The 26,460-nt window shown below is 68.5% G+C and carries 26 protein-coding genes and 1 riboswitch; of the genes, 12 read left to right on the top strand and 14 right to left on the bottom strand.

All coding sequences use genetic code 11. From position 1 onward, the window contains the following. Positions 1–9: 9 nt before the first annotated feature. The 3 genes from ABZ863_RS22860 to ABZ863_RS22850 all read right to left on the bottom strand — a co-directional run bounded on the left by ABZ863_RS22860 (position 10) and on the right by ABZ863_RS22850 (position 2,042). Positions 10–837, bottom strand: coding sequence for an NAD(P)H-binding protein (locus ABZ863_RS22860; protein ID WP_358538970.1), 828 nt, complete (start codon positions 835–837; stop codon positions 10–12). After that, a complete protein-coding gene (locus ABZ863_RS22855; RefSeq protein WP_358538968.1) occupies positions 834–1,334 on the bottom strand; it encodes a DUF3224 domain-containing protein in 501 nt (166 codons plus the stop codon). Before ABZ863_RS22855 ends, ABZ863_RS22860 begins: the two co-directional genes overlap by 4 nt. Positions 1,335–1,418: 84 nt before the next feature. Continuing rightward, positions 1,419–2,042 (bottom strand): TetR/AcrR family transcriptional regulator, encoded by a 624-nt coding sequence (locus tag ABZ863_RS22850; RefSeq protein WP_358538966.1) that lies wholly within the window; start codon positions 2,040–2,042, stop codon positions 1,419–1,421. A 206-nt stretch (positions 2,043–2,248) separates the two neighbouring features. On the opposite strand from ABZ863_RS22850, the gene ABZ863_RS22845 reads away from it, so the two are divergent. Further along, complete coding sequence (locus tag ABZ863_RS22845) at positions 2,249–2,968, top strand: inorganic diphosphatase (RefSeq protein WP_358538963.1); 720 nt, start codon at positions 2,249–2,251, stop codon at positions 2,966–2,968. Positions 2,969–3,026: 58 nt separating this feature from the next. On the opposite strand, the gene ABZ863_RS22840 is transcribed toward ABZ863_RS22845, so the two are convergent. From ABZ863_RS22840 to lhgO, 3 genes are read right to left on the bottom strand one after another with little or no spacing between them, the layout of a single operon-like run. After that, positions 3,027–3,731 carry a substrate-binding domain-containing protein gene (locus ABZ863_RS22840; protein WP_358538960.1) on the bottom strand — a complete coding sequence of 235 codons (705 nt, stop codon included), beginning with the start codon at positions 3,729–3,731 and terminating at the stop codon, positions 3,027–3,029. Continuing rightward, complete coding sequence (locus ABZ863_RS22835) at positions 3,728–4,801, bottom strand: Ldh family oxidoreductase (protein ID WP_358539108.1); 1,074 nt, start codon at positions 4,799–4,801, stop codon at positions 3,728–3,730. Before ABZ863_RS22835 ends, ABZ863_RS22840 begins: the two co-directional genes overlap by 4 nt. A 5-nt stretch (positions 4,802–4,806) precedes the next feature. Then, entirely contained in the window at positions 4,807–5,994 is a 1,188-nt protein-coding gene (gene lhgO, locus ABZ863_RS22830) for an L-2-hydroxyglutarate oxidase (RefSeq protein ID WP_358538958.1), read from the bottom strand. A 90-nt stretch (positions 5,995–6,084) separates the two neighbouring features. On the opposite strand from lhgO, the gene otnK reads away from it, so the two are divergent. The 6 genes from otnK (at position 6,085) to ABZ863_RS22800 (ending at position 11,904) form a co-directional block, all read left to right on the top strand. Beyond that, positions 6,085–7,350, top strand: a complete 1,266-nt coding sequence (gene otnK, locus ABZ863_RS22825) for a 3-oxo-tetronate kinase (protein ID WP_358538955.1) — start codon at positions 6,085–6,087, stop codon at positions 7,348–7,350. Next, positions 7,350–7,997, top strand: coding sequence for a 3-oxo-tetronate 4-phosphate decarboxylase (otnC, locus tag ABZ863_RS22820; RefSeq protein WP_358538952.1), 648 nt, complete (start codon positions 7,350–7,352; stop codon positions 7,995–7,997). The genes otnK and otnC overlap by 1 nt, the downstream gene beginning before the upstream one ends. Before the next feature lie 139 nt (positions 7,998–8,136). Then, positions 8,137–9,507 (top strand): MFS transporter, encoded by a 1,371-nt coding sequence (locus ABZ863_RS22815; protein WP_358538949.1) that lies wholly within the window; start codon positions 8,137–8,139, stop codon positions 9,505–9,507. Between the two features lie 118 nt (positions 9,508–9,625). Next, entirely contained in the window at positions 9,626–10,321 is a 696-nt protein-coding gene (locus ABZ863_RS22810) for a GntR family transcriptional regulator (RefSeq protein WP_358538947.1), read from the top strand. A 52-nt stretch (positions 10,322–10,373) separates the two neighbouring features. Next, positions 10,374–11,216, top strand: a complete 843-nt coding sequence (locus ABZ863_RS22805; protein ID WP_358538944.1) for a TIM barrel protein — start codon at positions 10,374–10,376, stop codon at positions 11,214–11,216. A gap of 22 nt (positions 11,217–11,238) precedes the next feature. Further along, positions 11,239–11,904, top strand: coding sequence for a hypothetical protein (locus ABZ863_RS22800; protein WP_358538941.1), 666 nt, complete (start codon positions 11,239–11,241; stop codon positions 11,902–11,904). 3 nt (positions 11,905–11,907) lie between these two features. Here ABZ863_RS22800 and ABZ863_RS22795 read toward each other — a convergent pair whose 3' ends face one another. Continuing rightward, complete coding sequence (locus ABZ863_RS22795) at positions 11,908–12,744, bottom strand: SRPBCC family protein (protein ID WP_358538938.1); 837 nt, start codon at positions 12,742–12,744, stop codon at positions 11,908–11,910. Continuing rightward, positions 12,741–13,295 (bottom strand): helix-turn-helix domain-containing protein, encoded by a 555-nt coding sequence (locus tag ABZ863_RS22790; RefSeq protein ID WP_358538936.1) that lies wholly within the window; start codon positions 13,293–13,295, stop codon positions 12,741–12,743. Before ABZ863_RS22790 ends, ABZ863_RS22795 begins: the two co-directional genes overlap by 4 nt. A gap of 82 nt (positions 13,296–13,377) precedes the next feature. On the opposite strand from ABZ863_RS22790, the gene ABZ863_RS22785 reads away from it, so the two are divergent. Next, complete coding sequence (locus ABZ863_RS22785) at positions 13,378–13,743, top strand: hypothetical protein (RefSeq protein WP_358538933.1); 366 nt, start codon at positions 13,378–13,380, stop codon at positions 13,741–13,743. Positions 13,744–13,845: 102 nt separating this feature from the next. Here ABZ863_RS22785 and ABZ863_RS22780 read toward each other — a convergent pair whose 3' ends face one another. From ABZ863_RS22780 to ABZ863_RS22770, 3 genes are read right to left on the bottom strand one after another with little or no spacing between them, the layout of a single operon-like run. Continuing rightward, positions 13,846–14,652: an ABC transporter ATP-binding protein gene (locus tag ABZ863_RS22780; RefSeq protein WP_358538931.1), complete on the bottom strand. Its 807-nt coding sequence runs from the start codon at positions 14,650–14,652 to the stop codon at positions 13,846–13,848. Continuing rightward, the gene (locus ABZ863_RS22775; RefSeq protein ID WP_358538928.1) at positions 14,649–15,728 is read right to left on the bottom strand and encodes an iron chelate uptake ABC transporter family permease subunit; all 1,080 of its coding nucleotides are present in this window, start codon (positions 15,726–15,728) and stop codon (positions 14,649–14,651) included. The genes ABZ863_RS22780 and ABZ863_RS22775 overlap by 4 nt, the downstream gene beginning before the upstream one ends. Next, positions 15,725–16,738 (bottom strand): iron chelate uptake ABC transporter family permease subunit, encoded by a 1,014-nt coding sequence (locus ABZ863_RS22770; RefSeq protein WP_358538925.1) that lies wholly within the window; start codon positions 16,736–16,738, stop codon positions 15,725–15,727. The genes ABZ863_RS22775 and ABZ863_RS22770 overlap by 4 nt, the downstream gene beginning before the upstream one ends. A gap of 82 nt (positions 16,739–16,820) precedes the next feature. Between ABZ863_RS22770 and ABZ863_RS22765 the strand changes: the two genes are divergently transcribed. Then, positions 16,821–17,822 carry an iron-siderophore ABC transporter substrate-binding protein gene (locus ABZ863_RS22765; protein WP_358538923.1) on the top strand — a complete coding sequence of 334 codons (1,002 nt, stop codon included), beginning with the start codon at positions 16,821–16,823 and terminating at the stop codon, positions 17,820–17,822. Positions 17,823–17,828: 6 nt separating this feature from the next. Here the strand turns inward: ABZ863_RS22765 and ABZ863_RS22760 are convergent, their stop codons facing one another. Next, positions 17,829–19,307, bottom strand: a complete 1,479-nt coding sequence (locus tag ABZ863_RS22760) for an MFS transporter (protein ID WP_358538920.1) — start codon at positions 19,305–19,307, stop codon at positions 17,829–17,831. A gap of 194 nt (positions 19,308–19,501) precedes the next feature. Continuing rightward, positions 19,502–19,721, top strand: a riboswitch (cobalamin riboswitch). Positions 19,722–19,783: 62 nt separating this feature from the next. Between ABZ863_RS22760 and ABZ863_RS22755 the strand changes: the two genes are divergently transcribed. The 3 genes from ABZ863_RS22755 to ABZ863_RS22745 are packed head-to-tail and all read left to right on the top strand — an operon-like array spanning position 19,784 to position 24,509. Further along, on the top strand, positions 19,784–22,225 hold the full coding sequence (locus ABZ863_RS22755; protein ID WP_358538917.1) for a ribonucleoside-diphosphate reductase subunit alpha: 2,442 nt from the start codon (positions 19,784–19,786) through the stop codon (positions 22,223–22,225). 11 nt (positions 22,226–22,236) lie between these two features. Continuing rightward, positions 22,237–23,277: a ribonucleotide-diphosphate reductase subunit beta gene (locus ABZ863_RS22750; protein WP_358538914.1), complete on the top strand. Its 1,041-nt coding sequence runs from the start codon at positions 22,237–22,239 to the stop codon at positions 23,275–23,277. Continuing rightward, the gene (locus ABZ863_RS22745; RefSeq protein WP_358539106.1) at positions 23,277–24,509 is read left to right on the top strand and encodes an MFS transporter; all 1,233 of its coding nucleotides are present in this window, start codon (positions 23,277–23,279) and stop codon (positions 24,507–24,509) included. The genes ABZ863_RS22750 and ABZ863_RS22745 overlap by 1 nt, the downstream gene beginning before the upstream one ends. On the opposite strand, the gene ABZ863_RS22740 is transcribed toward ABZ863_RS22745, so the two are convergent. Together ABZ863_RS22740 and ABZ863_RS22735 are read right to left on the bottom strand one after the other, a co-directional pair. Then, a complete protein-coding gene (locus ABZ863_RS22740) occupies positions 24,487–25,107 on the bottom strand; it encodes a DUF5134 domain-containing protein (protein ID WP_358538912.1) in 621 nt (206 codons plus the stop codon). The genes ABZ863_RS22745 and ABZ863_RS22740 overlap by 23 nt on opposite strands. Then, positions 25,104–26,456, bottom strand: a complete 1,353-nt coding sequence (locus tag ABZ863_RS22735; protein WP_358538911.1) for a PepSY-associated TM helix domain-containing protein — start codon at positions 26,454–26,456, stop codon at positions 25,104–25,106. Before ABZ863_RS22735 ends, ABZ863_RS22740 begins: the two co-directional genes overlap by 4 nt. Between the last annotated feature and the right edge of the window lie 4 nt (positions 26,457–26,460).

Below are 26,460 nucleotides of genomic sequence, written 5' to 3'. Positions count from 1 at the left end.
TCGCCCGTGTCATTCGTCGAACAGCTCAGCGTTCTCGCGTGCCCACTGTCGGAACGTCCTGGCAGGACGGCCGGTAACCGCTTCAACGGTGTCGCGCACGTCAGGGCGGACCGCCCCCCACACCGAGAGGAAGTAGTCCACGACCATGGCGGGTGCGTACTGCTGCAACTCATCCCGGGCGCGCTCGACGGTGAGTTCGTCGAAGGTGAGGTCGCGACCGATCTCGGTGCCGATCTGCTGCACCTGCTCCGGCAACGTCAGCGCCTCCGGTCCCGTGAGTTCGTAGGTCCTGCCGTGATGACCGTCCTCGATGAGGGCGGTGCGGGCCACCGAGGCGATATCGGCAGGGTGGATGACCGGTACGGCTTTGGTTGCGAGCGGCGCTCGAATGGTGCCCTGGTGGAACATGGGCAGCCAGCCCAGCGACAGCATGGTCGAGGCGAATCCCTGCGGGCGCAGGATGGTCCATGCGAGCGAGCTCGCCTGGACGGCCTGCTCGATCCGGCGGAACTCCGCACTCACCGGGGAGTCCGGCAGTTCGCTTGCGGACAGCGACGACAGCAACACCACACGCCGCACGCCGGCCTGCTCTGCCTGTCGCAGCACGGGGCCCTCATTGGCGGGATGGCTCGTCGCGAGGAACAGCGCCTCGACACCCGCGAAGGCCTTGTCCAGCACCGTGGGGTCGGTGATGTCACCGCCGACGACATCGATCCCCGCGGGGAGCCGGTCCCGGTCCGCGTCGAGTGTCGAAGCGCGGACCGGTAGCCCGGCGCTGTGCAGTTGCTCCACCAGGGGAAGGCCGACGTTGCCCGCGGCCATGGTCACCAGGATCATGCCTGCTCTCCTTCGGGAGACGCGACGAACCAGTGGGTGAAGGTGTCCTTCGCATGCCACACGCCGTCTCGCAGTTCGATGGTGAACGATCCGCGTCCCCGCAGTCCGGTGAGCTCGCCGGTCCCCGACCCGGGCACGACCGTCCAGTACCCCTCGCCTGCGCCCGGCCGGTCCCCGAACCCGTAACAGGTCAGGACGAACGAACCCGACCGGTCTCCCACGGAGCCGACGAACCGTTCCACGCCAGTGACCAGCTGCGTTCCGTCCGGCCGCACGACACGAACGTGATCGGCATAGCCCATGCCGTCGAGCCCACCGGTGAAGCGCTCGGTCATCAGCGTCGCGAACGTCGCCGGCGCGCCGTCGACGTGGGGGCCGATGTCCGTCTTCTGGATCTCGACGACCTCGACACTGCTCGTGTCGGTCACCGCGCCAGCAGGCGGCTCCTCGGCGAACCCGCTCGCCAGCGGGGCCAACCCGCCCCAGGTGAAATTCATGATCTCGTCCTTCCTTCTCAAACCAAACTGTTCAGTTTGATGAATGGGTAAACCACTATCTGTCCCGAGTCCTCGTCGGGACGGCTAGGTGATCGCGCGCAGGAACATGTCCACGAGTTCGTCGATCTGCTCCGCGCTGGGTGGATTCACTGTCCCGCCCGCGGCGACGATTCCGTCGGGTAGGACGTAGGTCAGCACGCCTCCGACGAACAAGCGGGTCGCCACCTGGACGTCATCGACCTGGATCACCCCTACGCGTCGCGCCTGCTCCAGCTGGTCGGCGACAACCGAGCGGACGCCGCCGGTGATCGTCTTGGCCCACAGCCGGCCGATTGCGGGCACCTTCGGCGAGTCGGCGATGATGACCCGCGTCAAGGCGAGGTAGTCGGTGCGGCAGACGGCTTCGAGGACATTCGATGCCAGGTCCGCGAGAGCTGCCCGCAACTCCGGCAGGGAGTCGACCGGACGGCTGCCCGCCAGTGCGGCCTGGTCGCGGTTCAGCTCCGTCAGCAGCGAGGTCAGTACGTCGACCATGAGCTGCTCCTTGTCGCGGTAGTACACATAGAGCGTCTGCTTCGACACCCCGGCCGCTTTCGCGATCGCGTCGGTCGTCGCGCCCGCGAAGCCCTCCCGGAGGAAGACGCGAGTGGCCCCCTGCTGGATCTGTGCGCGCTTGGCGCTGCTCCGTGCCGATTCCTGCCGCTGCATCACACCTCCTTCGGAACCAAACTGTACAGTTTGATTGCGGGTGGATTCAAGGGCCCCCGTGTGAACCGGACTGACACCGGATCATCCCCCGCGCCGAGATGTCACCATGCCTTCGCCGTGCGGCCAGCGGTGGGACGTGCATACGACACCTTCTGTATCAAATCTGACTTTTCGCTCGAACTTTCACTTTCGGAAGGTGACGAACCATGTCCCGCCTCACCGGCCGTGCGCGCTTCATCGCGACGGTGTCCACAGCGGCTGCCGTGATCGCCGGCCTGACTGCCGCCAGCGCGCTGGCTTTCGCCCAGAGCGAGCCCGAGTCGCAGACAGGTGCGATCCAGCCTGCCGCGGCACAATCCAAAAAGGACTGCTACCCGGCCTCGCACCCGCTCGGCTTCCCGCAGCCGGCCACCGGCGACCTCGACGCCGACGGGTTCTTCGCCGAGATCGAGATCCCCCAGGACAGCTTCACCAAGTACGAGACGGACGCCGAGACCGGCCAGATCGTGGTCGACCGGTTTCAGTCGATGCCGGTGGTCTACCCGGGCAACTACGGCTCCATCCCGCAGTCCAAGGGTGGTGACGGCGACCCCCTCGACGTACTGGTCCTGACCCGCGAGCCGCTGTACCCGGCTGTGCAGATCCAGGTCAAGGCCATCGGCGTGCTCAACATGATCGACGGCGGCGAACCCGACGACAAGATCATCGCGGTGCCGGTCGACGACGTCGATCCCGACTACACCGAGGCCAATGACATCGCCGACCTTCCCCAGATCGAGCGGCAGCGCATCGAGCAGTTCTTCGCGGTCTACAAGAACCTGCCCGAGGGCCGCAAGAAGGTCGAGCTGGCCGGCTTCAGCGATGCCGCGGCCGCCCGCGACGAGGTCAAGCAGGCAGTCTCCGAGTACCGCAAGTCCTGCCGCTGAGCAGGTGTGAGCCAGCCGCCGGCAAGGACGCCGGTGGCTGGCCACTGTGGACCGTTTCTCAGCTCGCGATCATGGTGAGCCCGTCGGCGGCGTAGGCCTGGCTGGCGATCTCGCCGCGGAGGAACGTCGCGAGGGTGCGCGCCTCGGGCCGGTGTGCCGCGTCGGCGCCGAGAGCGATCGTGAAGTCCGTGTACTGCTGTACCTCGTCCGGCAGCGGCGCGACGACGTCGACGCCCTTGACGAAACTGAGCTCGCTCAGCTGCTGCACGGCCAGGTCGGCACGCCCGTCGACGACCGCCTCGGCGGTGAAACCCTTCGGCAGCACCGTCGCGCGGGAGTTGACCAAATCGGCGATACCGAGCTGATCGAGCAGCTCCACGAAGTAGATGCCGCTCGCCCCCGCGCGGGAGTAGGCCACCGACCGCGCCCCGGAGAGGGTCGCGACCAGAGCCTCGGTGGTCGAGATGTCCGGCCGCGGCGCCCCTTCGGCGACCGCCACCCCGATCGCGGAGCGAACGAACGGCTCCTGAGTCTCCTCCGCCACGGCGCCGGTCGCGAGGATCGGGGCGAGCGCACCGGTGACCGCTACCAGCACGTCCGGCCGTTCGCCTGCCTCTATCCGCTCCCGCAGCACGGTCGTCGGGTCGAAGATCTCCTCGACCGCGATCTCCGGATGGCTGCCGCGGAAGCTCGGTAGGACGGTGTCCTCCAGTGCCTTTCGGACGACCAGGGCGCAGTACAGGCGGACGGGTGCGTTGGTCATGACGTCCCTTCGGCAAGTGGGGTGAGGGTCCGGTGGACGCCCGCCCGTGCGCTGATGGCGGCCAGGTGCTCGAGGAGGCTGTCGGTGAGTGGGATGCCGGCGCGGGTGCGCTCGGCGCGGGCGTGTTCCTCGGGCTGGCCCGGCACGAGGACGTCGGGTTGATCCTCCTGCACCACCCGCAGGATCGCTTCCACGTTGCCTGCGGTGAGCCCGCCTGGGTTGACGCGTTCGGCGTCGATGGCCAGGAAGAAGTGACCGAGGTTGTCGGTGTCGCCGCGTTCCCGCGGCAGCGCACCGTTCGACAGGGCGGCGCTGAGTATCTGGACCATCAGTGCCAGTCCGAAACCCTTGTGCCCACCCAGTTCTGTGCCCGGTCCGCCGAGTGGTGCGAGCATCGCGCGCCCTTCCTGGAGCAGCGCGTACCCCTTCGTGGCGTTGGTGACGTCAACCCCCGCCTCGTCGACCAGCCAGCCGACAGGGAGATCGAGCCCCTTCAGCGCATAGGCCTTGACCTTGTTCATCGCGACCACGGTGGTCGACATGTCGACGACGAGCGGTGCGCCGTGCCGGCGGGGCGCCGCGAACGCGAGCGGGTTCGTGCCGAGCACCGGCCGGTTGCCGCCGGTCGCCTGCGCCGTCGGGGTGCGGGTGGAGGTTGTGGCGAAGCCGATCATGCCCTGCTCAGCCGCCAGCCTGACGTAGTACCCGACCGCCCCGTAGTGGTTGGAGCTCCCGACGAATGCGGCGCCGATCCCGCCGTTGCGGGCCTTGGCGATCGCCAGCTCCATTGCGTGGACCGCGGCCGGATGGCCGAGGCCGGAGCCGGCGTCGATCGCGGCGAATGCGTCAGTCTCTCGCAGCACCCGCGGGGTGGCGGCGAGGCCGAGCCTGCCCTCGGTGTGCAGGCGCTCGTACATCATCAGCATCGACACCCCGTGGGAGTCGATACCCGAGAGGTCGGTGTCGATCATGACGTCGGCGGTCGTCGTCGCGGGGCCGCTTGGCATCCCCCATGCGGTCAGGATCGCGTGAACCTGCTCGTGCAGGTCGTACGCGGAGAAGCGCTGCATGGTGGTCACGATGCCGCCTCAAGCTCGTCGGCGATGCGGCGGCCGATCTCCAGTGCGGCGGTCGCTGCGGGGGAGGGCGCATTGAGCACGTGGATCTGGCGGATCCCACGCTCGTAGTAGAAGTCGTCGACCAGCGAGCCGTCGCGGTGCAGTGCCTGGGCGCGGACCCCCGCGTGGGTGGGGACGAGGCTGTCGTCGGACAGCGCGGGGACCAGCTCGCGCAGGCTCGCGAGGAACCGGCGCCGGGACAGCGAGCGGAGTACCTCGTCGACCCCGGTGCGCCAGTACTTCCGGCCGAGTCGCCACAAGCCGGGCCAGCGCAGGCTGTCGACGATGTCGGCGGTGTTGACCGCCCCCCAGCGGTAGCCCTCGCGGGCCAGTGCGAGCACGGCGTTCGGTCCGGCGTGGACACCGCCGCCGATCATCCGGGTGAGGTGAACCCCGAGAAACGGCAGCGTCGGATCGGGTACCGGGTAGATCAGCCCCTGGACCAGGTGTTGCTGTGCGGGGGCGAGCTCGAAGTACTCACCGCGGAACGGGATGATCCGGACCGCGGGTTCCAGCCCGGCCAGTCGAGCGAGCCGATCGGAGTGCAGGCCCGCGCAGTTCACGAACTGGTCGGCCCGGATCTCCTCGGCGCGGGTGGTGACCGTGACCGCGCCGAACGACGAGTGGATCCCGATGATCTCGGAGCCGAGGCGCACCTCGCCCTCGTGCTTCTCGATCAGGTTGACGAGCGCCGCGCAGACGCCCCGGTAGTCGACGATGCCGGTGCTCTCGACCCGCAACGCGGCCACACACGAGACGTTCGGCTCGTACTCGCGCGCCTCGGCGGGGGAGACCAGGGTGACCGGGACCCCGTTCGCCCGGCCGCGCTCCAGTAGCCGCAGCAATGCCGGAACCTGCCGCTGGTTGGTCGCGACGACCAGCTTGCCGCAGATGTCGACCTCGACGCCGTGGGCTTGCGCGAAGTCCCGCATGGACTGGGCACCTGCCGTGCCGAGCGTGGCCTTCAGGCTGCCTGGCGTGTAGTAGAGCCCGGAGTGGATCACGCCGGAGTTGTTCCCGGTCTGGTGCTCGGCGACCGTTCCCTCCTTCTCGAGGACCGTGACCCGATGGCCGCGACGGCCGAGCTCCAACGCCGTCGAGAGGCCGACGATTCCCGCCCCGGCGACGACGACATGGCTGTTCATAAACGCCTTCCTCCCTGAAGGGTGCGCCTCGGTGAAGGAACAATACTATAGTATTTCCAGCGACGCGACGTCACGCAGAAGGAGAAGCACGTGATCGGAACCATCGCCGACGACTTCACGGGGGCCACGGACGTCGCCGTCGCACTGCGCAGGGCCGGTCTGCGGACGCTCATCTTCTTCGACCCACCGGCGGACACCGCCGGCCTGCCTGCGCACGACGCGATCGTAATCGCACTGAAAAGCCGCACAACGCAACCAGGGGAAGCCGTGCGGGACTCCCGGCTGGCCTTCGAAGCGTTGCGCGCCAATGGAGTCCGCCAGGTCTACTACAAGTTCTGCTCCACTTTCGACTCGACGCCACGCGGGAACATCGGGCCGGTACTCGACATGCTGGCCGACGAGACCGGAGCCGACACGGTGGTGCTCACCCCCAGTTCTCCCGAGCACGGCAGGACTCAGTACCTCGGGCACCTGTTCGTTGACGGCGAACTGCTCGCGGAGTCCCCGATGCGCCACCACCCGCTGACCCCGATGACCGACTCGAACCTGCTCCGCCTGCTCGCGGACCAGACCAAGCGACGGGTGGGCCTCGTGCCGCTGCGCACCGTGCACGACGGCGTCGATGCGGTCAGTGCGGCCATCGAGCAGGCGCGGCGGGGCGGTGTGCGGTACCTGATCGTCGACGCAGTGGCCTCGGCCGACCTCGAGACTGTCGGGCGGGCACTGCGTGATGCACCCCTGGTCGCCGGCGCCGCCGGGCTCGCGGGAGGTCTTGCCGCCGCGGCGGCAGCGGGGCGCAGTGCGCCTGCCGACACCGGCGACCCGTTCGCCTCCACTCGCGCCGCGGTGCTCGCGGGCAGCTGTTCCGCAATGACCCTCCAGCAGATCGATCACCTCCGCATGCTCGGCAGACCGGCCCATCGGCTCGATGCTCTCGCGGAGCCCGATCCCGCTCGCCTCGCCGCCAAGGCCCTTGCCTGGTACGACTCGCTGCCGGGCGAGGAAGCCCCGCTGATCTACTCGTCCGTCGAGCCGGCGCGGCTGGCGCAGATACAGGCCCGGCTCGGCGTCGAGCGTTCGGCCGCCGTCTTCGAGACGGCTACCGGCCTGATCGCCCGCGGCCTGGTGGCGCGGGGTGTCCGGCGCATCGTGAGTGCCGGCGGGGAGACCTCCGGCGAGGTGGTGAGCGCCCTCGGGGTCCGCGGCGGGCTGATCGGGCCCGAGGTGGCGGTCGGGGTCCCCTGGATCTACTCGACGAACGAGCCGCGTGTCGCACTGCTGCTGAAATCGGGGAACTTCGGTGGGCCGGAGCTGCTCGCGACGGCGTCCGCTGGTTCCGCGGCCGAGGCCGCCTGATGGGCCGCGGCGCTGCGGGGGAGGCGGCTCGCGAGGAGGTCGTGCGCGTGGCGCGGTCGATGTTCGACCGTGGTCTGACCCACGGCAGCACCGGGAACGTGTCGCTGCGGCTCGGCGAGGAGATCCTGGTGACGCCGACCGGGTGCAGTCTCGGCACCGTCGCGCCGGAGGACCTCTCGTCCATCGATCTCACCGGTAAGCACGTCGCCGGTCCGCGCCCGTCGAAGGAGGCCTTCCTGCACGCGGCGGTCCTGCGCGCCCGGCCGGCGGCCGAGGCTGTCGTCCACACGCACTCGACGCACGCTGCCGCCGTCTCGTGCCTGGCCGACCGCGATCCGCAGGACTGCCTCCCACCGTTGACCGCCTACTACGGCATGCGGGTGGGATGTCTTCCGCTGCTGCCCTACCACGCGCCCGGCGACGCCGGGCTGGAGCCGTTGGCCGAGCGCACCGCGCGGACCCACCATGCGATGCTGCTCGCCAACCACGGTCCCGTCGTCGCGGGCGCCTCGCTGGCCGCGGCACTCGACGCCGTCGAGGAGCTCGAGGAGACCGCGAAGCTTTTCTTCCTGCTTCGCGGCAGCGCCGTGCGCCCGCTCACCGCGACAGAGTTCGCCGCGTTACGAAAGCCGAGAAACAGCAGGTGAACGCGCTATTGACTTGCCAGGACAATACAATAGTATAGTTTTCCACTTGGGCTCAGGCCCCGAATGGCGAGACCGGACCGCTGCTCCCGCCGCCGGATCTTCGCCCGTTCTGTCCTCGACGATGAGCAGAGGTACCCGCATGAAAATCTCCGACTCGGACGCCCCGGCCGCTCCCGACGGCCACGGCAACACCGCCACCGAGAAGGTCACGCCCCAGGAACTGCGCCGCGTGGCCTGGGGGACATCGCTCGGCAGCACGCTGGAGTACTTCGATTTCTCGCTCTACACGCTGGCGTCGTCGCTGATCTTCGCGGAGCTCTTCTTCTCCGACGTCGACCCGACACTGGGGCGGATTCTGAGCTTCGCGACCCTGTTCATGGGCTACGCTGCGCGCCCGCTCGGCGGCATCGTGTTCGCCTCGTACGGCGACCGCATCGGCCGCAAGAACATCCTGATGCTCACCATCGCCATCATGGGCGCGTCGAGCTTCCTGATCGGCGTGCTGCCCACCTACGCGACGATCGGCTTCTGGGCACCGGTGCTGCTCGTCCTGCTGCGCATCGTCCAGGGCCTCGGTGCCGGCGCCGAGGCCGCGGGGGCCAGCACCCTCATGACCGAGTTCGCTCCCCTCGGTAAGCGGGGCTTCTACTCGTCGCTGCAGTTCTCGGGCCTCGTCGGCGGGACCGCATTGGCGTCCGCCGTCTTCATGGGCATGTCGGCGATCGGTGAGGACGTCCTGCTCGACTGGCTGTGGCGGGTGCCGTTCCTGGTCAGCGCGGTGCTCGTCGGCGTCGCGCTGTGGCTGCGCGCGAACGTGAAGGACTCGCCGGAGTTCCTCAAGATGAAGGCGCAGGAGACCACCATCAAGGCGCCGTTGCGGTCGGCGCTGAAGTCCAGCCGCAAGGCGCTGCTGATCGGCAACGGCCTGCGGATCGCCGAGAGCGCCGGTTCGTCGATCTACAAGAGCCTCGGCGCAAGCTACGTGGCCAGCGTTGCCCTTTCCGGGCGAGACGATGCGACATTCGTGGTGACGCTGTCGATCCTCTGTGCCTCCGGTCTCGGCATGATCGTGGTACCGCTGTTCGGCTGGCTGGGAGACCGCTACGGCCGCCGCACGATGTTCCGGATCAGCTCGGCATTCCAGATCCTCGCGGCCGTGCCGATCTGGTACACGCTGGCCAACGGCAACGACGTCGGCATCATCATCGCGATGTCGATCGCGCTGGGCGTCGGCGTCTGGTCGGGCCTCGGCCTCCAGGGCGCGACGATCCCTGAGCTGTTCGGGGTGCAGCGCCGCTACACCGGCGTGGTGCTCTCGCGTGAGCTGCCGTCGGTGTTCGCCGGTGGCCTCGCCCCGACGATCGGCGCGATGCTGCTCGCCGCCTACACCGACAGTTGGGTCCCGCTTGCCGTACTGACTATCGCTTACACCGCGTGCACGTTCCTGGCCAGCCTGTTCATGCCAGAGACCCGGAACCGCGATCTGTCGCTGCGTGAGGATGCCGTCTAACTCGCCGCTCGCTCGCCCCGGACGATGCCTCGCGCCTCGGCCGGGGCAGCCGCCGCACGTGCTGGAATGGGCGGAACGCTTCCTACACTATAGGCCAGGGGACTCGAGGAGGACGGGCATGTCAAGGAAGCGATCCACTCGCCAGCCGCTTGCCGACCGCATGTACGAGACGCTGTTCGCGCAGCTCATGGACGGTTCACGGGACGCAGGCGAGCCACTCAACATCGGTGCACTCTCCCGCGAGCTCGACGTCAGCCAGACCCCGCTACGCGAAGCGCTGGCCCGCCTCGAATACACCGGTCTGGTCCACCGTGACCCGCTGCGCGGCTACCGCGTCGCTCCGCTGTTCACGCAGGACGAGCTCATCAAGCTCATGGACGCCAGGCTGGTACTGGAGCCGGCGCTGACGCTGGAGGCGGGCAAGCGGACAACGCCCGAGTTCCTGGCTGCCCTGCTCGCCTCGATCGAGGAGCTCAGCGAGGCGTCGAAGTCCGCCGACACCAGCAACTTCCGCGGCTACTGGTCTGCGGACGAGGAGTTCCACACGCTCATCGCGGAGCAGGCCGACAACCCGTTCCTCGCAACGGCCTACCGTTCCCTCGGCGGCCAGGTGCAGCGATTCCGGTTGTTCGCCGAGCTCGGCTCGTCCGACGCCGAGTTCGCGGCGAAGGAGCACCGCACCATCTACGAGGCGCTCGCGGCGGGTAACCCTCAGCTGGCGGCGGAACGGATGCGCGACCACGTGTCCGGCGCGAAAGGACGGTCGCTGACCGACCGGCAGGCCGTCGACGACAAACAGGACAGTGTGCCGTGAGGGTTGGCTACGCGTTCGCGAAACTATAGTATTTCCAGCAACGCTCGGGATGGTGCCGAGCACCGACCCGTCCGGGACGACCATGTCGACCACACCGCCGAGGCTCCGCCTCGACGCCAACCTCAAGTGGCTGTTCACCGAGGTGCCGTTCGAGGCGCGCTTCGAGGCCGCGGCGGCAGCGGGGTTCACCGCGGTCGAGTTCCCCTCGCCATACGGCCACCGCCCAGAGGAGCTGGCGAAGCTCCTCGCCGACGCGGGTCTGCGGTCCGTACTGATCAACACGCCGGCCGGTGACCCCGGTGGCTCCGACGCGTACGGCATCGCCTGCCACCCCGGGCGCGGCGCCGACTTCCGCGCCCAGGTCGAGCAGGCCCTCCGGTATGCCACGAAGCTCGGCACCGGGGTGATCCACGTGATGGGCGGCCTGCGCCCACCGGGCGTCGGCTCTGCGGAGGCCCTCGGTACCTACGTCACCAATCTCGCCTGGGCCGCCGAGTACGCCGCCGACACGAACGTCACGCTGCTGATCGAGGTGCTCAACCAGCGCGACGCCCCCGGCTTCGTCCTCGAATGCCTCGAAACCGCGGCCGCCGTGGTCAGCGCCATCGGCAGCGAACGGCTGCGGCTGTTGTTCGACCTGTACCACTGCCAGGTGTCGCAGGGGGACGTGACCACCCGGCTGCACGAGTTGATGCCGATCATCGGGCATGTCCAGATCGCCGATCCGCCGACGCGTACGGAGCCAGGAACCGGGGAGCTCGGCTGGGACCACCTCTTCGGCCGCCTCCGCGCCGAGGGCTACACCGGGTGGGTCGGCTGTGAGTACGCCCCGACGACCGACACCATGTCCAGCCTCCGCTGGCGCCACACGTTCGGCCGGCATCTCGCCGGCTGACCACAACCGACCCCGAGGACCCATGTCGAAGAAGCCACTCATTGCCCTCGTCCACGCCACCCCCGCCTCGATGGCGCCTGCCAAGGCAGCGCTCACCGAGGAGCTCCCCGACGCGACGGTCTGGAACCTGCTCGACGACCGGCTACTCGCCGATGCCGATGCCGCCGGTGGGCTCACCCCGGACCTGCGGGCCCGGATGGAGCGGCTGATCGACCATGCCCTCACCGAGGGCGCCGACGGGGTCCTGCTGACGTGCTCGATGTACGGACCGGTGGCGCACGCGATGACCAGCGAGCGCCCGATCCTCGCCTCGGACGACGCCGCGTTCCGCGATGTGGCCGAGCAGGAGGTCGGCACGGTGCTCGTCGTCGCGTCGTTCGCCGCCGCGCTGCACGACGCGGAGGCCCGGCTCACGGAGTTCCTCCGCGAACGCGGCTCCGGGTCGACGGTTCGCGGAGCCGTCGCCGAAGCCGCCTTCGCGGCAGCGCTGCGTGGTGACACCGAGCAGCTGCTCGCGGCCCTCCTCGACGCGGTCCGACCACACGCGGACTCGGTCGATGCGGTGCTCCTGGCGCAGTACTCGCTCACCCCCGCCGCCGAGAGCCTCGCGAAGGCCACGGGTCTCCCCGTGTTCTCCGGTCCGCAGAGCGCCGCGACGACCCTGCGGAGACTCCTGACGGCGGGCTAGCAGTCAGGCTGCGGCGACGATCGGTTTCCAGTCGCTGATCTCGTGGTAGCGGCGGAGTTCGGCGAGGCCGGCGACGCTACCCAGCCACGCTGCGAACGGCGGGTTGGCGGTGTCGAACCCGCTGGAGAACAGGGTGAGGTGGGTCTTGCCGTCGCTGCCTTCCAGTTCCCACGTGCCGGTTCCGGCCGGGCCCCAGTCGACGCTCACCCGCTCGTTCGGCACCAGGTCGACGATCGTGGCTGGATGCGGGTTGTTGTCGATGCCGCCCAAGGCGTAGCGGCCGCCAACGTGGGGTTCGATCTCGATGGGGTAGCCGAACCACGCCGACACCTTCTCGGACGTGAGGAGCGAGTCGTACACCTCCTCCACCGGGGCGTTGATGCTGACGGTTGCCCGGAACTCGGGGCTGGTGAAGTCCGGCCGCGCGGTGATGTCCCTGCCTTCGAGGTAGTCGACGAGGTTGGCCAGTGCCAGCGCCCAGAACGTCTGCAGTACGCCACGGATGCTGGCGCCGGTGAGCATGTCGTTGAAGTCGAAGTGGCTCTGGGTCAGCGTGATCACGGTCTCGGCGGAGTCCGTGCCGACGGCGAGTTCGGTCGAGGTCTCCTCACCGTCGAGTAGCCACGTGAAGCGCAGCGTGGTGCCGTCGGCGCTGACCAGTTTCTGGTGGGGTGCCTCCCCTTCCGGGATGGAGGTCCCCCAGAACTCGTACCGGGTGGGCAGTTCGACGACAGCCTTCTCGGCGAGCCAGGAGGTGAGGTGCTCGGCGGTGGTGAGTGCGGCGTACGCCTGCTCGGGGGTGGCGGTGGTACGGACCCTGATGACGAGTGGCTCGGTCATGACTCTTCCTCTCTGATGGGATAGCAGGTGACGGCGAGTTTGAACGGTTCCCCCGCGCTGCCGCCGTAGCGCGTGAAGAGGTCTTGGAGCGTCTCCTGCAGTTCCGTGAGGAACGCGGGACGCTGTTCGGGGCTGAGGTAGATCTGGCCGGTGACGCCCAGGGACGGCACATCGTCCTCTGTGGTGTCGATGGCTGCGATGTCCCGCTGGATCTCTTCGGCGATGTCGAGCAGACGCCCCAGCGACAGTGCGTCGGTCGGTCTGCCCCCGACCTGCCCGACCAGTTGCGGCGAGAGCCAATATGACCGGGCGGCCGCCTGGTAGATGCCCTCGTAGACGTTGCGCACCTTGCGTTCCGCGATCTGGCGGACGAGGTCGTGTTCCAGTAGGCGCTTGACGTGGTAGTTCACCCGCTGCGGCGTCTGGTTGAGCCGGTTGGCCACCTCGGTGCAGGTACTCGGCACGGCGAGCGCACGCAGGATCTCGATCCGTTGCGGCTTGAGCAACGCCTCGGCCTGCTCCAGGCGATCCAGGTACAACACGTCTCGCATGGATCGATCTTTACATAAAAATCTATTTTTGCCAAGCGCCGCCGGGGCACCGTCGGTGAACCACGCCGATACCTTCAGGACCGTGAAGTTGATCGACATCTTCACCGACCGCTACGAGCCCATCGGCACCGAGGACAAGCAGACCGCGCACGCCAAAGGCCTGTGGCACCGCACCTTCTCCGCGCTGGCGATCCACCCGGCTACCAAACGCGTCATCCTGCAGAAGAAGACCCCCGGCAGGTACAGCTTCGACCGCCCGGACTACGCCGACATCACGGTCGGTGCCCACTACCAGGCCGGCGAGGCCGTCCCCGACGGCATCCGCGAGGTCCATGAGGAACACACTCGATCAGCTCTACCTTCGACTGTTCCTCGTTGCCCGTCGCTTCTGCGCCGGCGAACGCACACACCTGTTCTGGTAACACCGGTCCACAGGTGCATGTCCTGATCTGTCCGGTGCTTGGCCACGCTGACCCTCGTTTGCCCTTTCCGGCAGCCCGCTGGCTGGACCGCTGCCCGCACGAGTTCTGCGAAGGCGTAGTGCGCGCCGTCAGTCCGCGGACTGACGCAGATGCGCGCTGATCGGGACGATGAGCGGTGTGCCCGCGACGGGGTCCGACAAGACCTTCGCGTCGAGGTCGAACACCTCCGACATCAGCTGCTCGGAGAGCACCTCCGCGGGCGGACCCTGCGCGACGATCCGTCCATCGCGCATGGCGACGAGCGTGTCGGCGTAGCGGGCCGCGAGGTTCAGGTCGTGCAGCACCATCACGACCGTCGTGCCGCGCTCGGTGTGCAGCCGGTGCACCAGATCCAGCACATCCACCTGATGTGCCAGGTCGAGATAGGTGATCGGCTCGTCGAGCAGCAACAGCGCGGTGTCCTGCGCGAGCGTCATCGAGATCCAGGCCCGCTGTCGCTGGCCGCCGGAGAGCTCGTCGACCACCCTGGCGGCGTGTTCGTCCATTCCGGTCATGGCCAGCGCACGGGACACCGCTTCTTCGTCGGCGGCCGACCACTGCCGGTACCAGCGCTGATGTGGGTGGCGGCCGCGGGAGACCAGATCGGCCACCGTCAGCCCCTCCGGCGCGCTCGGCGCCTGCGGCAGCAGCCCGACGACCCGGGCGACCTCCAGCGTGGGGAGCTTGTCGATCCGTTTGCCGTCGAGCAGCACGGCGCCCGCGCGTGGGGCGAGGAGCCGGCCCAGCGCGCGCAGCAGCGTCGACTTGCCGCAGCCGTTCGGGCCGATGATCACCGTGATGGAACCCTCGACGATGTCGAGATCCAGATCGTCGACCACGGTTCGCTCGCCATAACCGAGCCGGAGCCCTTCGGCCCGCAACCGCGTCTGGCTCATGCGCGTGCACCCCTTCGACCACGGACGAACAGGAAGATCAGGTAAGGGGCGCCGAGCACGGCGGTCAGCACGCCGACGGGCAGGTCCGGAGCCACCAGGCGAACGGTGAGGTCCGCGCTCACGGTGAGCAGCGCACCGAGCACCATCGAGCCGACCAGGGGTGGCTGCGCAGTGCGGGCGAGCCGCAGCGCGATCTGCGGGCTCGCCAGCGCGACGAACGTGATCGGACCCGCCGCTGCGGTGGCGACGGCGGCGAGTGCGGCGGCGAGCAACAGCAGCGTGCCACGCGCCGTGCTCACCCGGATGCCGAGGCCGCGCGCGGTGTCGTCACCGAACTGCAGCCCGCCCAGGGTATGCGCGCAGACCAGAGTCGCCGGCACGAGCACGGCCAGCGCAAGTGCGGTCGGCCCGATCGCCGCCCAGCCGACACCGGCCAGATTGCCCACCAGCCAGGTCGTCGCGCGCGTGGCGTCGTCCACGTCGCCGACCGTGAGCAGCCAGTAGACGAGGTTGTAGCCCACCGCCGACAGCCCGATGCCGACGAGCACCATGCGGTAGCCGTCGATGCCGCGCCGCCACGACAGCGCGTACAGCAACAGACCGGTGACGATCCCACTGGTCAGGCCGGCCAGCGGCACGCCGAGTTCGGCCACCAGCCCGCTGGTCTGTCCACCGGTTCCGCCGAGCACGATGAGGGCGACCGCACCCACCCCGGCGCCCCAGGTGATACCGAGGATGTCCGGGCTGGCCAGCGGATTGCGGGCGATGGTCTGGAAGATCGCCCCGGCGAGACCGAACGCGGCGCCGACCAGTACTCCGGCAAGCGTGCGGGGTAGCCGCAGGTCGAAGATGATGCCGTTCTCCCTGCGGTCGCCGCCGCCGAGCAGCGTGCGCAGCACGTCGAGCAGGCCGATGTTCGAGCTGCCGTGCGCGATGTTCAATGCGGCGACGAGCACCAGCAGCAGCGCGCCGATGGCCGGTACAACGATGGTTCGCGGCCGGAACGTCCACGCCGCCGGTCCCACCAGCAGCACCCGGCGGCCGGGCACCGGCGGGATGTCGCGAACCGGTCTCATATCCGTGCCAGGCCCTTCCGGCGCACCAGGTAGATGAACATGGGGGCGCCCACGAACGCGAGCATGATCCCGACTTCGAGGCTGTCGCCGGTGAGGACCCGGCCGAGCACATCGGCGGCCAGCAACAACACCGCGCCGAGCAGGCCGGCACATGGCACCAGCCACCGGTAGTCCGGACCGGTGATCACCCTGGCGACGTGCGGCACGATGAGCCCGATGAACGCGATCGGGCCGCATGCCGACACCGAGGCACCGACGAGCAGGGTGATCGCCAGGATGCCGAGGATGCGCGTGCGCCGGATGTTGCGCCCCAGCGCGGTGGCGACGTCCGTGCCCAGCGCGAGCGTGTTGAGGCCTGGTGTGTTGGTCAGCGCGAGCAGCAACCCGAGCACGAGAAACGGCGCTATCTGGCCTGCCGCCGCGAGGTCGCGCCCGGCGATGGAACCGACATGCCAGAACCGGTACGTCTCCATGCCCTGCCGGTTGGCGAGCACGATCGCCGAGATGAGGCCGTAGAGCAGGGCGCTCACCGCGGCGCCTGCCAGCGCCAGTGTCACCGGTGTCGTGCCGCGGCCGCCCACCGCGCCCAGCAGGAAGACCACCACCGCTGCGAGCAGTGCGCCCGCGAAGCCGAACCAGATGAACCCGTGGACGCCCTGCACGCCGAACACCACGACGGCGAGCACGATCGCGAAGGCCGCGCCCTGGTTGACACCGAGGAGACCGGGATCCGCAATGGGGTTGCGGGTATGCCCCTGCATGAGCGCGCCCCCCACGCCGAGCGCGATCCCGGCGAGGATGCCGAGCACCGTGCGCGGTCCGCGCAGGGACCGGACGATGATGTCGTGCTCGGTTCCGGTGGGCTGGACCAGCGCCTGCCACACGGCTTCGAGCGGAACCGGGTTGGCGCCGAGTGCGAGGCTGAGCGCGCTCATCGCGGCCAGGAGCACCAGCAGCACGCACAGGGCGAGGACGCGTCGCCTGCGCACGCTCGCGAGCCTCGTGCGCATCTACCCGCTCCTGTCGTGACGTACCCGATCATCTAGGGTCCCAGTGGCCGTTAGGGTAGCCTAACCGACTGAAAGGTGACCGATGATGGGTCTGTCCTCTTCGTGGCGCGCGGCCGTTGCCGCAGGCGTCGCCGTGTGCTTCGCGCTGACCGCCTGTTCGCCGAGCAACGAGGAACCGGCGGAAACGGGCGCTGGGTCCGGCACGCAGAGTGGGTTCCCCCGCGCCATTGCGCACGCGATGGGCGAGACGACCATCGAGAGTCCACCCCAGACCGTCGCGGCACTCGACTCCAGCTATGTCGACGCCGCGCTGGCGCTGGAGACCGAGGTCGTCGCGTACACCAAGTACCCGTCCTACGACGCGCTGCCCGACTACCTCGGCGGGGACGCCCAGTACGGCGAGGACGCGCGGATCATCGGCGCACTCGCCAGCCCGGACATCGAGCAGCTCTACGACATCGCGCCGGACCTCATTGTCTCAGCCAAGATCCGGCACGAGAACATCTACACCGAACTGTCCAATGTGGCCCCGACGGTGTTCAGTGAGACAACCGGAGCCACGTGGAAGGACAACATCCGGCTGCTGGGAGAAGCGCTCGGCAAGGAGGCTCTCGCCGAGCAGAAGATCGGGACCTACGAGGAGCGCGCGAGGAAGATCGGCGAGGCCATCGAGGAAAAGCTCGGTCGTACCCCGACGTACTCGCTGGTGCGCTTCATCGAGGGTGAGGCGACCGTGCGGCTCTACAGTGCCGAGTCGTTCCCTGGCATCGTGCTGGCCGACGTCGGGCTCGCGCGGCCGGAAGGTCAGCCGAACGCGCAGGGCAAGATCGCGACCGATCTGAGCCAGGAGAACATCGGCGAGCTCGATGCCGACCACATCTACGTCTCCACCTACGCCGACGACACGCAGGATGCCGCCGACCCGCGTGCGCAGTTCCAGTCCAACCCGCTGTGGGGAAGGCTGACCGGCCAGATCGCGAACGTCAACGACGACACCTGGTACACCTCGGTGAGCCTGCAGGGTGCCCACGCGATGCTCGACGACATCGCCGACGAGTTCGGGGTGGACCCGGCCCGCGACTGACCGGGGTCATTGCCGTGGCTCTGCCGGAGGTGGACCGATGACACCGCAGTGGTACCGCTCGGGCACCTTCCGCGGTGGCTTCGCTCGCAGCCTGCCAGGGACGGCCACGAATGCGGTCAGAGCACCGGCGAGGAGCAGACCTGCGCAGATCAGCATCGCGTTGCGGTAGGTGGGGGCGAGGGCGGTCGGGTCGGTGAGGCTGCCGGAGCCGATTCCCGCCGCGAGCGGCAGCACGGCCACGGCGAGCAGGCCGGCTGTGCGTGCGACGGCGTTGTTGGTGCCGCTGGCGATGCCGGCGAACCGCTCGTCAAGTGCGTCGAGTGCCGTCGCGGTCAGTGGTGTGACCGTCAGCGAGAGCCCGAGGCCGAAAAGCACCACCCCGGGGAGCACGTCACGCACGTACTCGACATCGGCGCTGATGCGCGAGAGCAGCACCAACGCGCACGCGCACACGATCGGCCCCAACGTCATGGGAATGCGCGGACCGATGCGCTGCGTGAGCGCGCCGGAGCGGGCGGAGAGCAGGAGCATCAGTACGGTGACCGGCAGCAGGGCGGACCCGGCCTGGATCGGGGTGAATCCGGCGACCACCTGGAGGTAGAGCACGACGAGGAAGAACACCCCGCCGAGCGCCGCATAGACGGCGAAGGTCACCAGGTTCGCGGCGGTGAAGGCGCGTGAGGAGAACACGCTCATCGGCAGCATCGGATGCTCCGAGCGGCGTTCTGTGAGCACGAACGTGACAATGCCGGCGATGCCGATGGCGAATGCGCCGAGCACGACGGGTGAGGACACGCCGAGTGCCGGCCAGGCGGTGAAGCCGTAGCTCAGCCCGGCGAGGCCGAGTGCGCCGGTGACGGCGCCGAGCACGTCGATGTGCTGGGCCGCCTGGGGGTCACGGGACTCTGGAACATGTCGCACAGCGGCCAGCACGACGATGGCGGCGAGCGGAATGTTGATGAAGAAGACGAGCCGCCAGGTTGCGACCTGGACGAGCCAGCCGCCGAGGAAGGGCCCGATCGCGCCGGCAATGCCCCCGAGCCCGGACCAGGCGCCGATTGCCTTCGTGCGGTCGTCTGGCCGAAACGACGCCTCCAGGATGGCGAGTGCCCCGGGTGTGAGCAATGCACCCCCGACGCCCTGAAGCACACGCGCGCCGATCAGGATCGGGGCCGTGGGCGCGAGCCCGCACAGCAACGACGCGACGGCGAACCAGACTACGCCGAACAGGAAGATCCGCCGCCTGCCGAAACGGTCGCCGAGCGAGCCACCGAGCAGGATCAGCGAGGCGAGGCTGAGCGTGTAGCCGTTGATCGTCCACTGTAGATCTTCGGTGGTGGCGCCGAAGCTGCGGCCGATGCTGGGCAGTGCGATATTGACCACCGTCGAGTCGATGAACGTGAGACCCGAACCCAGGACCATGGCCAGCAACACCCAGCGCCCGCGGGCTTCGCCGTAGCGCACCTGGACTGCGGGCGCGGTCACGGCGCGCGGTCCCGCCTGCCGGCGTTGTCGCCGGAACGCGTCAACTCCACGGGATCCCTCCTGCTGTGGTGTCCATCCATGCTCGCCCGGTCCGTGCTGGTGCGCAACGACTCGCCGACGTCGGCGACTCACCCAGCTGGGTGGTAACACGCCCACACGGTATGGGGTCTCCAGGTGCGAATGGCACAACATGTAGTGTCTCCCGTGCTGGTGGTTCGTTTTGGTCGGTTGCGGCTGGGACGAGGCAAGAGGGAACCCGGTGTGAGTCCGGGACTGCCCCGCAGCGGTGAGTGGGAACGACCGCCGTCAAGAAGCACTGGGCACGGAGTGTCTGGGAAGCGACGGCCAGTAGGTCCACCGTGTCACGGTGGGTGCCCGCGAGTCCGAAGACCTGCCACCGGCCCGCACGCCATCCCGGCGTGCGGACGCCCGGTGCTCGTGCGCCGGGTCCGGTGCGAGCTCGCGAGGAGAGAGCTTTGACGCTCAGTGTGACTATGTCTGCTGCCCGGACGGATTGGGTCCGCGTCGAGCACGTCGTGGCGGAAGCCGTCGGCGGGATCGACGACGTGTCGGCGGAGCCGGTGCTGGCGGAGGCCAAGCGCAACGTCTACGAGGGCATTGGTGCCGACGAGTTGGCCACGGCACTGATCATGGCCGCGCGCACACTGGTCGAGCGGGAGCCGAACTACTCGTTCGTCACCGCCCGGCTGCTGCTGGACAAGCTGCGCGGTGAGGCGCTGAGCTACCTGGCGGGCGCGGCGCGGCAGGCGGGCCACGACGAGCTGGACTACCCCGGTCACTTCCGCGACTACCTCGCCCGCGCGATCGAGCTGGGGCTGGTGGATCCCGAGCTGGCGACGTTCGACCTTGACCGGGTGAGCGCGGCGATCCGCCCGGAGCGCGATTTCGACTTCGGTTTCCTTGGCCTGCAGACCCTGTACGACCGGTATCTTCTCCGGGGGTTCCAGGGGGCCGCCCCCCTGGGTGGACAGAGCTTGCACCACGACGGGACGCGGTTCGAGCTGCCGCAGGCGTTCTTCATGCGGGTTGCGTTGGGCCTGGCGATCCGGGAGGACGACCGCGAGGCCCGCGCGGTCGAGTTCTACGAGCTGCTCTCGTCGCATCAGTTCATGGCCTCGACGCCGACGTTGTTCAACTCGGGCACGACGCGGCCGCAGCTTTCGTCGTGCTTTCTGACCACTGTGGACGATGATCTGGAGTCGATCTTCCAGGCGTACAAGAACAACGCGCTACTGGCGAAGTACTCGGGCGGTCTCGGCAACGACTGGACCCCGGTGCGCGGTCTCGGCGCGCACATCAAGGGCACCAACGGGCAGTCGCAAGGCGTGGTGCCCTTCCTCAAGATCGCCAACGACACAGCGGTCGCGGTCAACCAGGGTGGCAAGCGCAAGGGCGCGGCGTGTGCGTATCTGGAGACCTGGCACATCGACGTCGAGGAGTTCCTGGACCTGCGTAAGAACACCGGTGACGACCGGCGCCGCACGCACGACATGAACACCGCGAACTGGGTACCGGACGAGTTTCTGCGCCGCGTCGAGGCCGACGCCGAGTGGACGCTGTTCTCCCCCGACGAGACCCCGGACCTGCACGATCTCTACGGCAACGCCTTCGCGGAGGCCTACCGCGCCTACGAAACAGCCGCCGACCGGGGCGAGATCAAGGTGTTCCGGCGGGTGCGGGCGGTCGAGCTGTGGCGGCGGATGCTGACGATGCTGTTCGAGACCGGGCATCCGTGGATCACCTTCAAGGACCCGTGCAACCTGCGCTCGCCGCAACAGCACACGGGGGTGGTGCACTCGTCCAACCTGTGCACGGAGATCACCCTCAACACCAGCCGGGACGAGGTCGCGGTGTGCAACCTCGGTTCGGTCAACCTGGCCAAGCACGTGACACGCGGGGGTTTGGACGTCGAGCGGCTTCAGCGCACCGTGACCACGGCCGTGCGGATGCTCGACAACGTCATCGACATCAACTTCTACACGATTCCCGAGGCGCGCCGCTCCAACCTGCGGCACCGCCCTGTTGGCCTTGGCCTGATGGGCTTCCAGGACGCGTTGTTCGAGCTGGGCCTGCCGGTCGCGTCGGAGGCTGCGGTCGAGTTCGCCGATCGCAGCATGGAACACCTGTCGTATTACGCCATTTCGGCTTCGGTCGACCTTGCCGCTGAGCGTGGACAGTACGCGTCCTTCGAGGGATCGCTGTGGAGCCAGGGAATCCTGCCGATCGACTCACTGCGCCTGCTCGCCGACGCACGCCGCGGCGACGCGCTCGACGTGGACACGACGTCTACTGTGGACTGGGAAACACTGCGGGACCGGGTGCGCACCATCGGGATGCGTAACTCCAACGTGATGGCGATCGCGCCCACGGCGACGATCTCCAACATCTGCGGCGTCGCCCAGTCGATCGAGCCCCAGTTTCAGAACCTGTTCGTCAAGTCGAACATGTCGGGCGACTTCACCGTGGTCAACCCACACCTGGTGCGCGACCTGAAGGCACGCGGGCTGTGGGACGAGGTGATGGTGTCGGACCTGAAGTACTTCGACGGCAGCCTCGGCGACATCGACCGCGTGCCCGCCGATCTGAAGCAGCTGTACGCAACGGCGTTCGAGATCGCGCCCCGCTGGTTGGTGGATGCGGCGTCGCGGCGGCAGAAGTGGATCGACCAGGCCCAGTCGCTCAACCTCTACATCGACGCGCCCAGCGGCCGCAAACTCGATGAGCTGTACCGCTACGCCTGGCACAAGGGCCTGAAGACCACCTACTACCTGCGGGCACGTGCCGCGACGAGCGTCGAGAAGAGCACCCTGCGCGGCACCGACGGCAAGCTCAACGCCGTTGCCACCGACGCGGCGGCCTGCCGCATCGACGCCCCCGACTGCGAGGCCTGCCAGTGACGACGAGTGAAGTGACCACCCTGATCGACAGTGACGGCGGCCGGGTCGACGTCGACGACAAGGCAATGATCAACGCACGCGCCGACGTCAACCAGCTGCTGCCGCTGAAGTACCACTGGGCGTGGGAGAAGTACCTCGCGGCGTGCAGCAACCACTGGATGCCCACCGAAGTCGCGATGCAGGCCGACATCGCGCTGTGGAAGTCCCGGGACGGCCTGACCGAGGACGAGCGACTCATGCTCAAGCGCAACCTCGGGTTCTTCGCGACCGCGGAATCCTTGGTGGCCAACAACATCGTGCTCGCCGTGTACCGCCAGATCACCAACCCCGAATGCCGGCAGTACCTGCTGCGCCAGGCGTTCGAGGAAGCCGTGCACACCCACACCTTCCAGTACATCTGCGAAAGCCTCGGCCTCAACGAGGGCGAGCTGTTCAACATGTACCGCGAGGTCCCGTCCATCACCGAGAAGGACGCGTGGGCGCTGAAGTACACCCAGAACCTGGAGAACCCGGACTTCGCCACCGGCACCACGGAAACCGACCAGAACTTCCTGCGGGACCTCGTGGCGTTCTACGTGGTGTTCGAGGGGATGTGGTTCTACACCGGGTTCGCGCAGATCCTCTCGCTCGGGCGGCGCAACAAGATGGTGGGTATCGCCGAGCAGTACCAGTACATCCTGCGCGACGAGTCGATCCACCTGAACTTCGGCATCGACTGCATCAACCAGATCAAGATCGAGAACCCGCATTTGTGGACGCCGGAGTTCCAGGCCGAGGTGCGCGGCATGCTCACCGAGGCCTGCGAACTGGAGGTCGCCTACGCGCGTGACACGATGCCGCGCGGGATGCTCGGCCTCTCGGCGCAGCTGTGCGAGCAGTACATGCGCTTCATCACCGACCGCCGCGCCCGGCAGATCGGGCTCGCGCCGATCTTCGGCGAGTCGGAGAACCCGTTCCCGTGGATGTCGGAGGCCATGGATCTGAAGAAGGAGAAGAACTTCTTCGAAACCAGGGTCACGGAGTACCAGACCGGTGGTTCCCTTTCCTGGTGATGAATGTGTCATCCCCGGAGGGGAGCCGCATCCCGCGGCGAACCATCCTGCGCGAGGTGGCTTTCGTGCGGCTGTGGTCGGCCACCACCGCCTCCGGGCTGGCGACCTGGGCGCTGCCGTTCGTACTGGGGCTCGCGGTGTTCGACCGCGTGCTCAGTCCGGGGGAGCTGGGGCTGGTGCTGGCGGCGCGGACGGTGGGCTTCCTCGCCGCGGTCCCGGTCGGCGGGGTCCTCGCTGACAGGTACCCCCGCCGGAGGGTGGTCCTCTGGTCCGGGCTGGCCGCCGCCGTCGCCACGCCGGTGATCGCGCTCGGCCTGGACTGGTCCGTGCCATTGATGGTCAGCGCGGCGGCCGTGGCCGGGGCAGGGCAGGGTGCGTGCCGGCCCGCGTTCCAGGCGCTGACCGCCGAGGTCGTCGACGAGCCACGGCGCCGGCAAGCCAATGCCGCGATCACATTGGCCGTGCGGGTGACCACGCTTGTCGCGCCCGCGGTGACCGCGCTGCTGGCCACGGTCTTCGACACCCGCGCGCTGCTGCTCGGTATCGGCTTGTTCTGGCTCATCGCCGCGCTGCTTCCCCCAGCCGGGACAGCAACGGGGGCTGGCGAACAGGCCCGCGTCGCCTTTTTCGCCGAGTTCGCCGACGGGGTTCGTGAGGCGCGCCGGCACCCCTGGTTCCTGGCCGGGTTGGGTGCGCTCACCGCGGTGATCGCGACCGGCTACTCCGCGACGGGCGTCGTGCTGCCCATGGTCAGCAGGGACCGCTACAGCAGCGAGGCCGTTCTGGCCGGTGCGACCACCGCCTACGTTGTCGGTGCGCTCGCCGGGGCGCTGATCGTCGCGCGGTGGCGGCCTCGGGCCCAGGGGTGGGCGGCGTTGACCGGGCTGGCGTGCTATGGCTTCGCTCCGCTGAGCCTCCTGCTGCCCGTGCATCCCGCCGTGGTGCTGGCCGCCTATGTGATTGCGGGGGTCGGGATCGAGCTGTTCAACGTGCCGTGGTTCACCGCCACCCAGCGTGAGGTCGAGCCCGGCAAACTCGGCCGGGTGTCCTCTTTGGACTTCCTGCTGTCGTACGGTCTCGCCCCGCTCGGCCTGGCGTTGATCGCCCCCGCCATCGACGCGTTCGGCACCACGACCGTCCTCGGTGCCTGTGCCCTCGTCTGTTTCCTCGGCCCCGCCGCGGCGGCGATGGTCCCCAGCGCCCGAACGTTCACCCGGTGGCCAAGAACATGACGCCCATGCCGAAGCTCATCGCGGCGTGGCTGGCGTGGTCGACGGCCGCCGGGCGGAGACCAGGGGAACCGCGACCAAGGTCGAGTGCCCGTGCGAGCCAGGGCAGGCTCAGTATGACGAAGACGAGCCCGAGGGCGAGGTGGCCGGCTGTCAACGCGACGGGGGCGGCCAGCTCATCGGTTAGGGCCGTTGTGCTGGTGCCGCTTGCCAGTGCGTGATGATGGCCGCCTCCCGGTCCGGGCGCTGGGGAGTCCATCAGGCTCGGCATCGTGGCCACCATCCACGCCATGCCGGCCATCATGGTGGCGTGGTGTGCCTCGGCCAGCCTGGGCATCGAGTGGTCGCCGGGTCGAAACACGGTGCGCGCGAAGAACCACCCACACGCCGCGACGAAGACCACGACCTGCGGTGTCGTCGGGAGTGTCATGCCCCAAGGCCAGATCATCGCCACCATTGCAGCACCCATGAGTGCGTGCCACATCGCGTCCACCCGGAATGTCAGGCGAACCGACGGCAGGACCAGGACGCGCGCACACCACAGGGTCGTGGCGAAGAACAGTGCGCTCAAGATCCAGCGCAGCAGAGACGACTCGATCACGACGCGATCTCCCGCCGGTTTCGTGTTCGCCAACCCAGGAACGCATCCCACGCGAGGAAGACCACCAACGACGCACCGAGGAGCGGCACGAAGTAGGCGATGAACACCGCGGCGACGAGCAGAGGCGCGAGAATCCTTCCGGGTACACGGCGCCAGGTGCCGCGGTCGGGGGGTCTGCCGAACCACGCAGTCGTGTCCCGGCGCGGACGGCGCAGCCACCACATTCGGTAGCCCCAGAAGATCATGCCGAGAAGCCCCGTGCCGAGCACGACCAGGATCACCTGGTTGACCCAGCCGAACAGCAGACCCATGTGTGCGTCGATCCCCCATCGGGCCAGCTTCGCCATGAGCGGGAAGTCCTCGAAGCGGAGTGTCTCGACCACCTCGGCGGTCGCGGGGTCGATCGCCACCGAATCCTGCTGAGTGGGCCATGTTCTACCCACCTGTTTGACGACGTAGGCATCGCCCGCGCTCGCCGGTGGGACGACTTCGATTTCCCCCGCGAGGCCGTTGGCGCGCGCCGTGTCGACGACGCGGTCGATCCCGGCATCCACCGCGGATGAGTCCGGTGTGGACAGCTGAGTGGTCACGGCGGGTGTCCCCCACGCCAGCGCGGAGCGCAGGGCACCGATGTTGTCGCCTGCGTACTGCGACCAGGTCAGTCCTGTCGCGGACAGGAACACCAGTCCCAGGCTGATCCAGAGACCGGTCGAGCCGTGCCAGGACAACACTCTGCGCCGTCCCGTGGCGCCGGGTTCGGGTCGAAGGAGAGTACGGCGGCGTCTGCCGATCCACAGTGCCAGGCCGCCCAGCGCGACGACCCACAGCCAGCTCGCGGCCAGTTCGCTGTACAGCCGTCCGGCATCGCCGAGATGCAGCCCTCGATGCAGGTTGTCGACCCAGGCCCGGATCGGCAGCGCCTGCCCGCTGCCGTAGGTTTCCAGGACACCCGTCACCTCGGCGGTATGCGGGTTGACGAAGGCCGTCCGCCGGTAACTGGGGGCGAGGTCCGGTGCCTCGAAGATGACCTGCGTCGCGTCGGTTCCCGTCGTGGCGGGGCGCACGGCGAGCACGGTGTCCCCCGGCCGCTCGGCCATGCCCGCGCGCACCTGCTCGGCCAGCGGCAACGATCCCGGTTGGTCGGCGACCCGGATCACGTCGTCGTACACCACCGCATCGAGCTGCGGGGTGAACACGTACAGCAGACCCGTCAGCGCGGCCACGACGAGGAACGGTGCGATGAACACGCCCGCGTAGAAATGCAGTCTCAGCAGCAACGGCCGTAACACAGCCCAGGCCGAGGGCTGCCCGGTCGCGCGCTCAACGCGCGTGTTGTCGTCGACTCTCATGCAT

Origin of the sequence: Saccharomonospora sp. NPDC046836 (assembly GCF_040645195.1) — a bacterium.
Taxonomy (GTDB): domain Bacteria; phylum Actinomycetota; class Actinomycetes; order Mycobacteriales; family Pseudonocardiaceae; genus Prauserella_A.
This window is presented reverse-complemented; position numbering and strand designations above follow the sequence as displayed.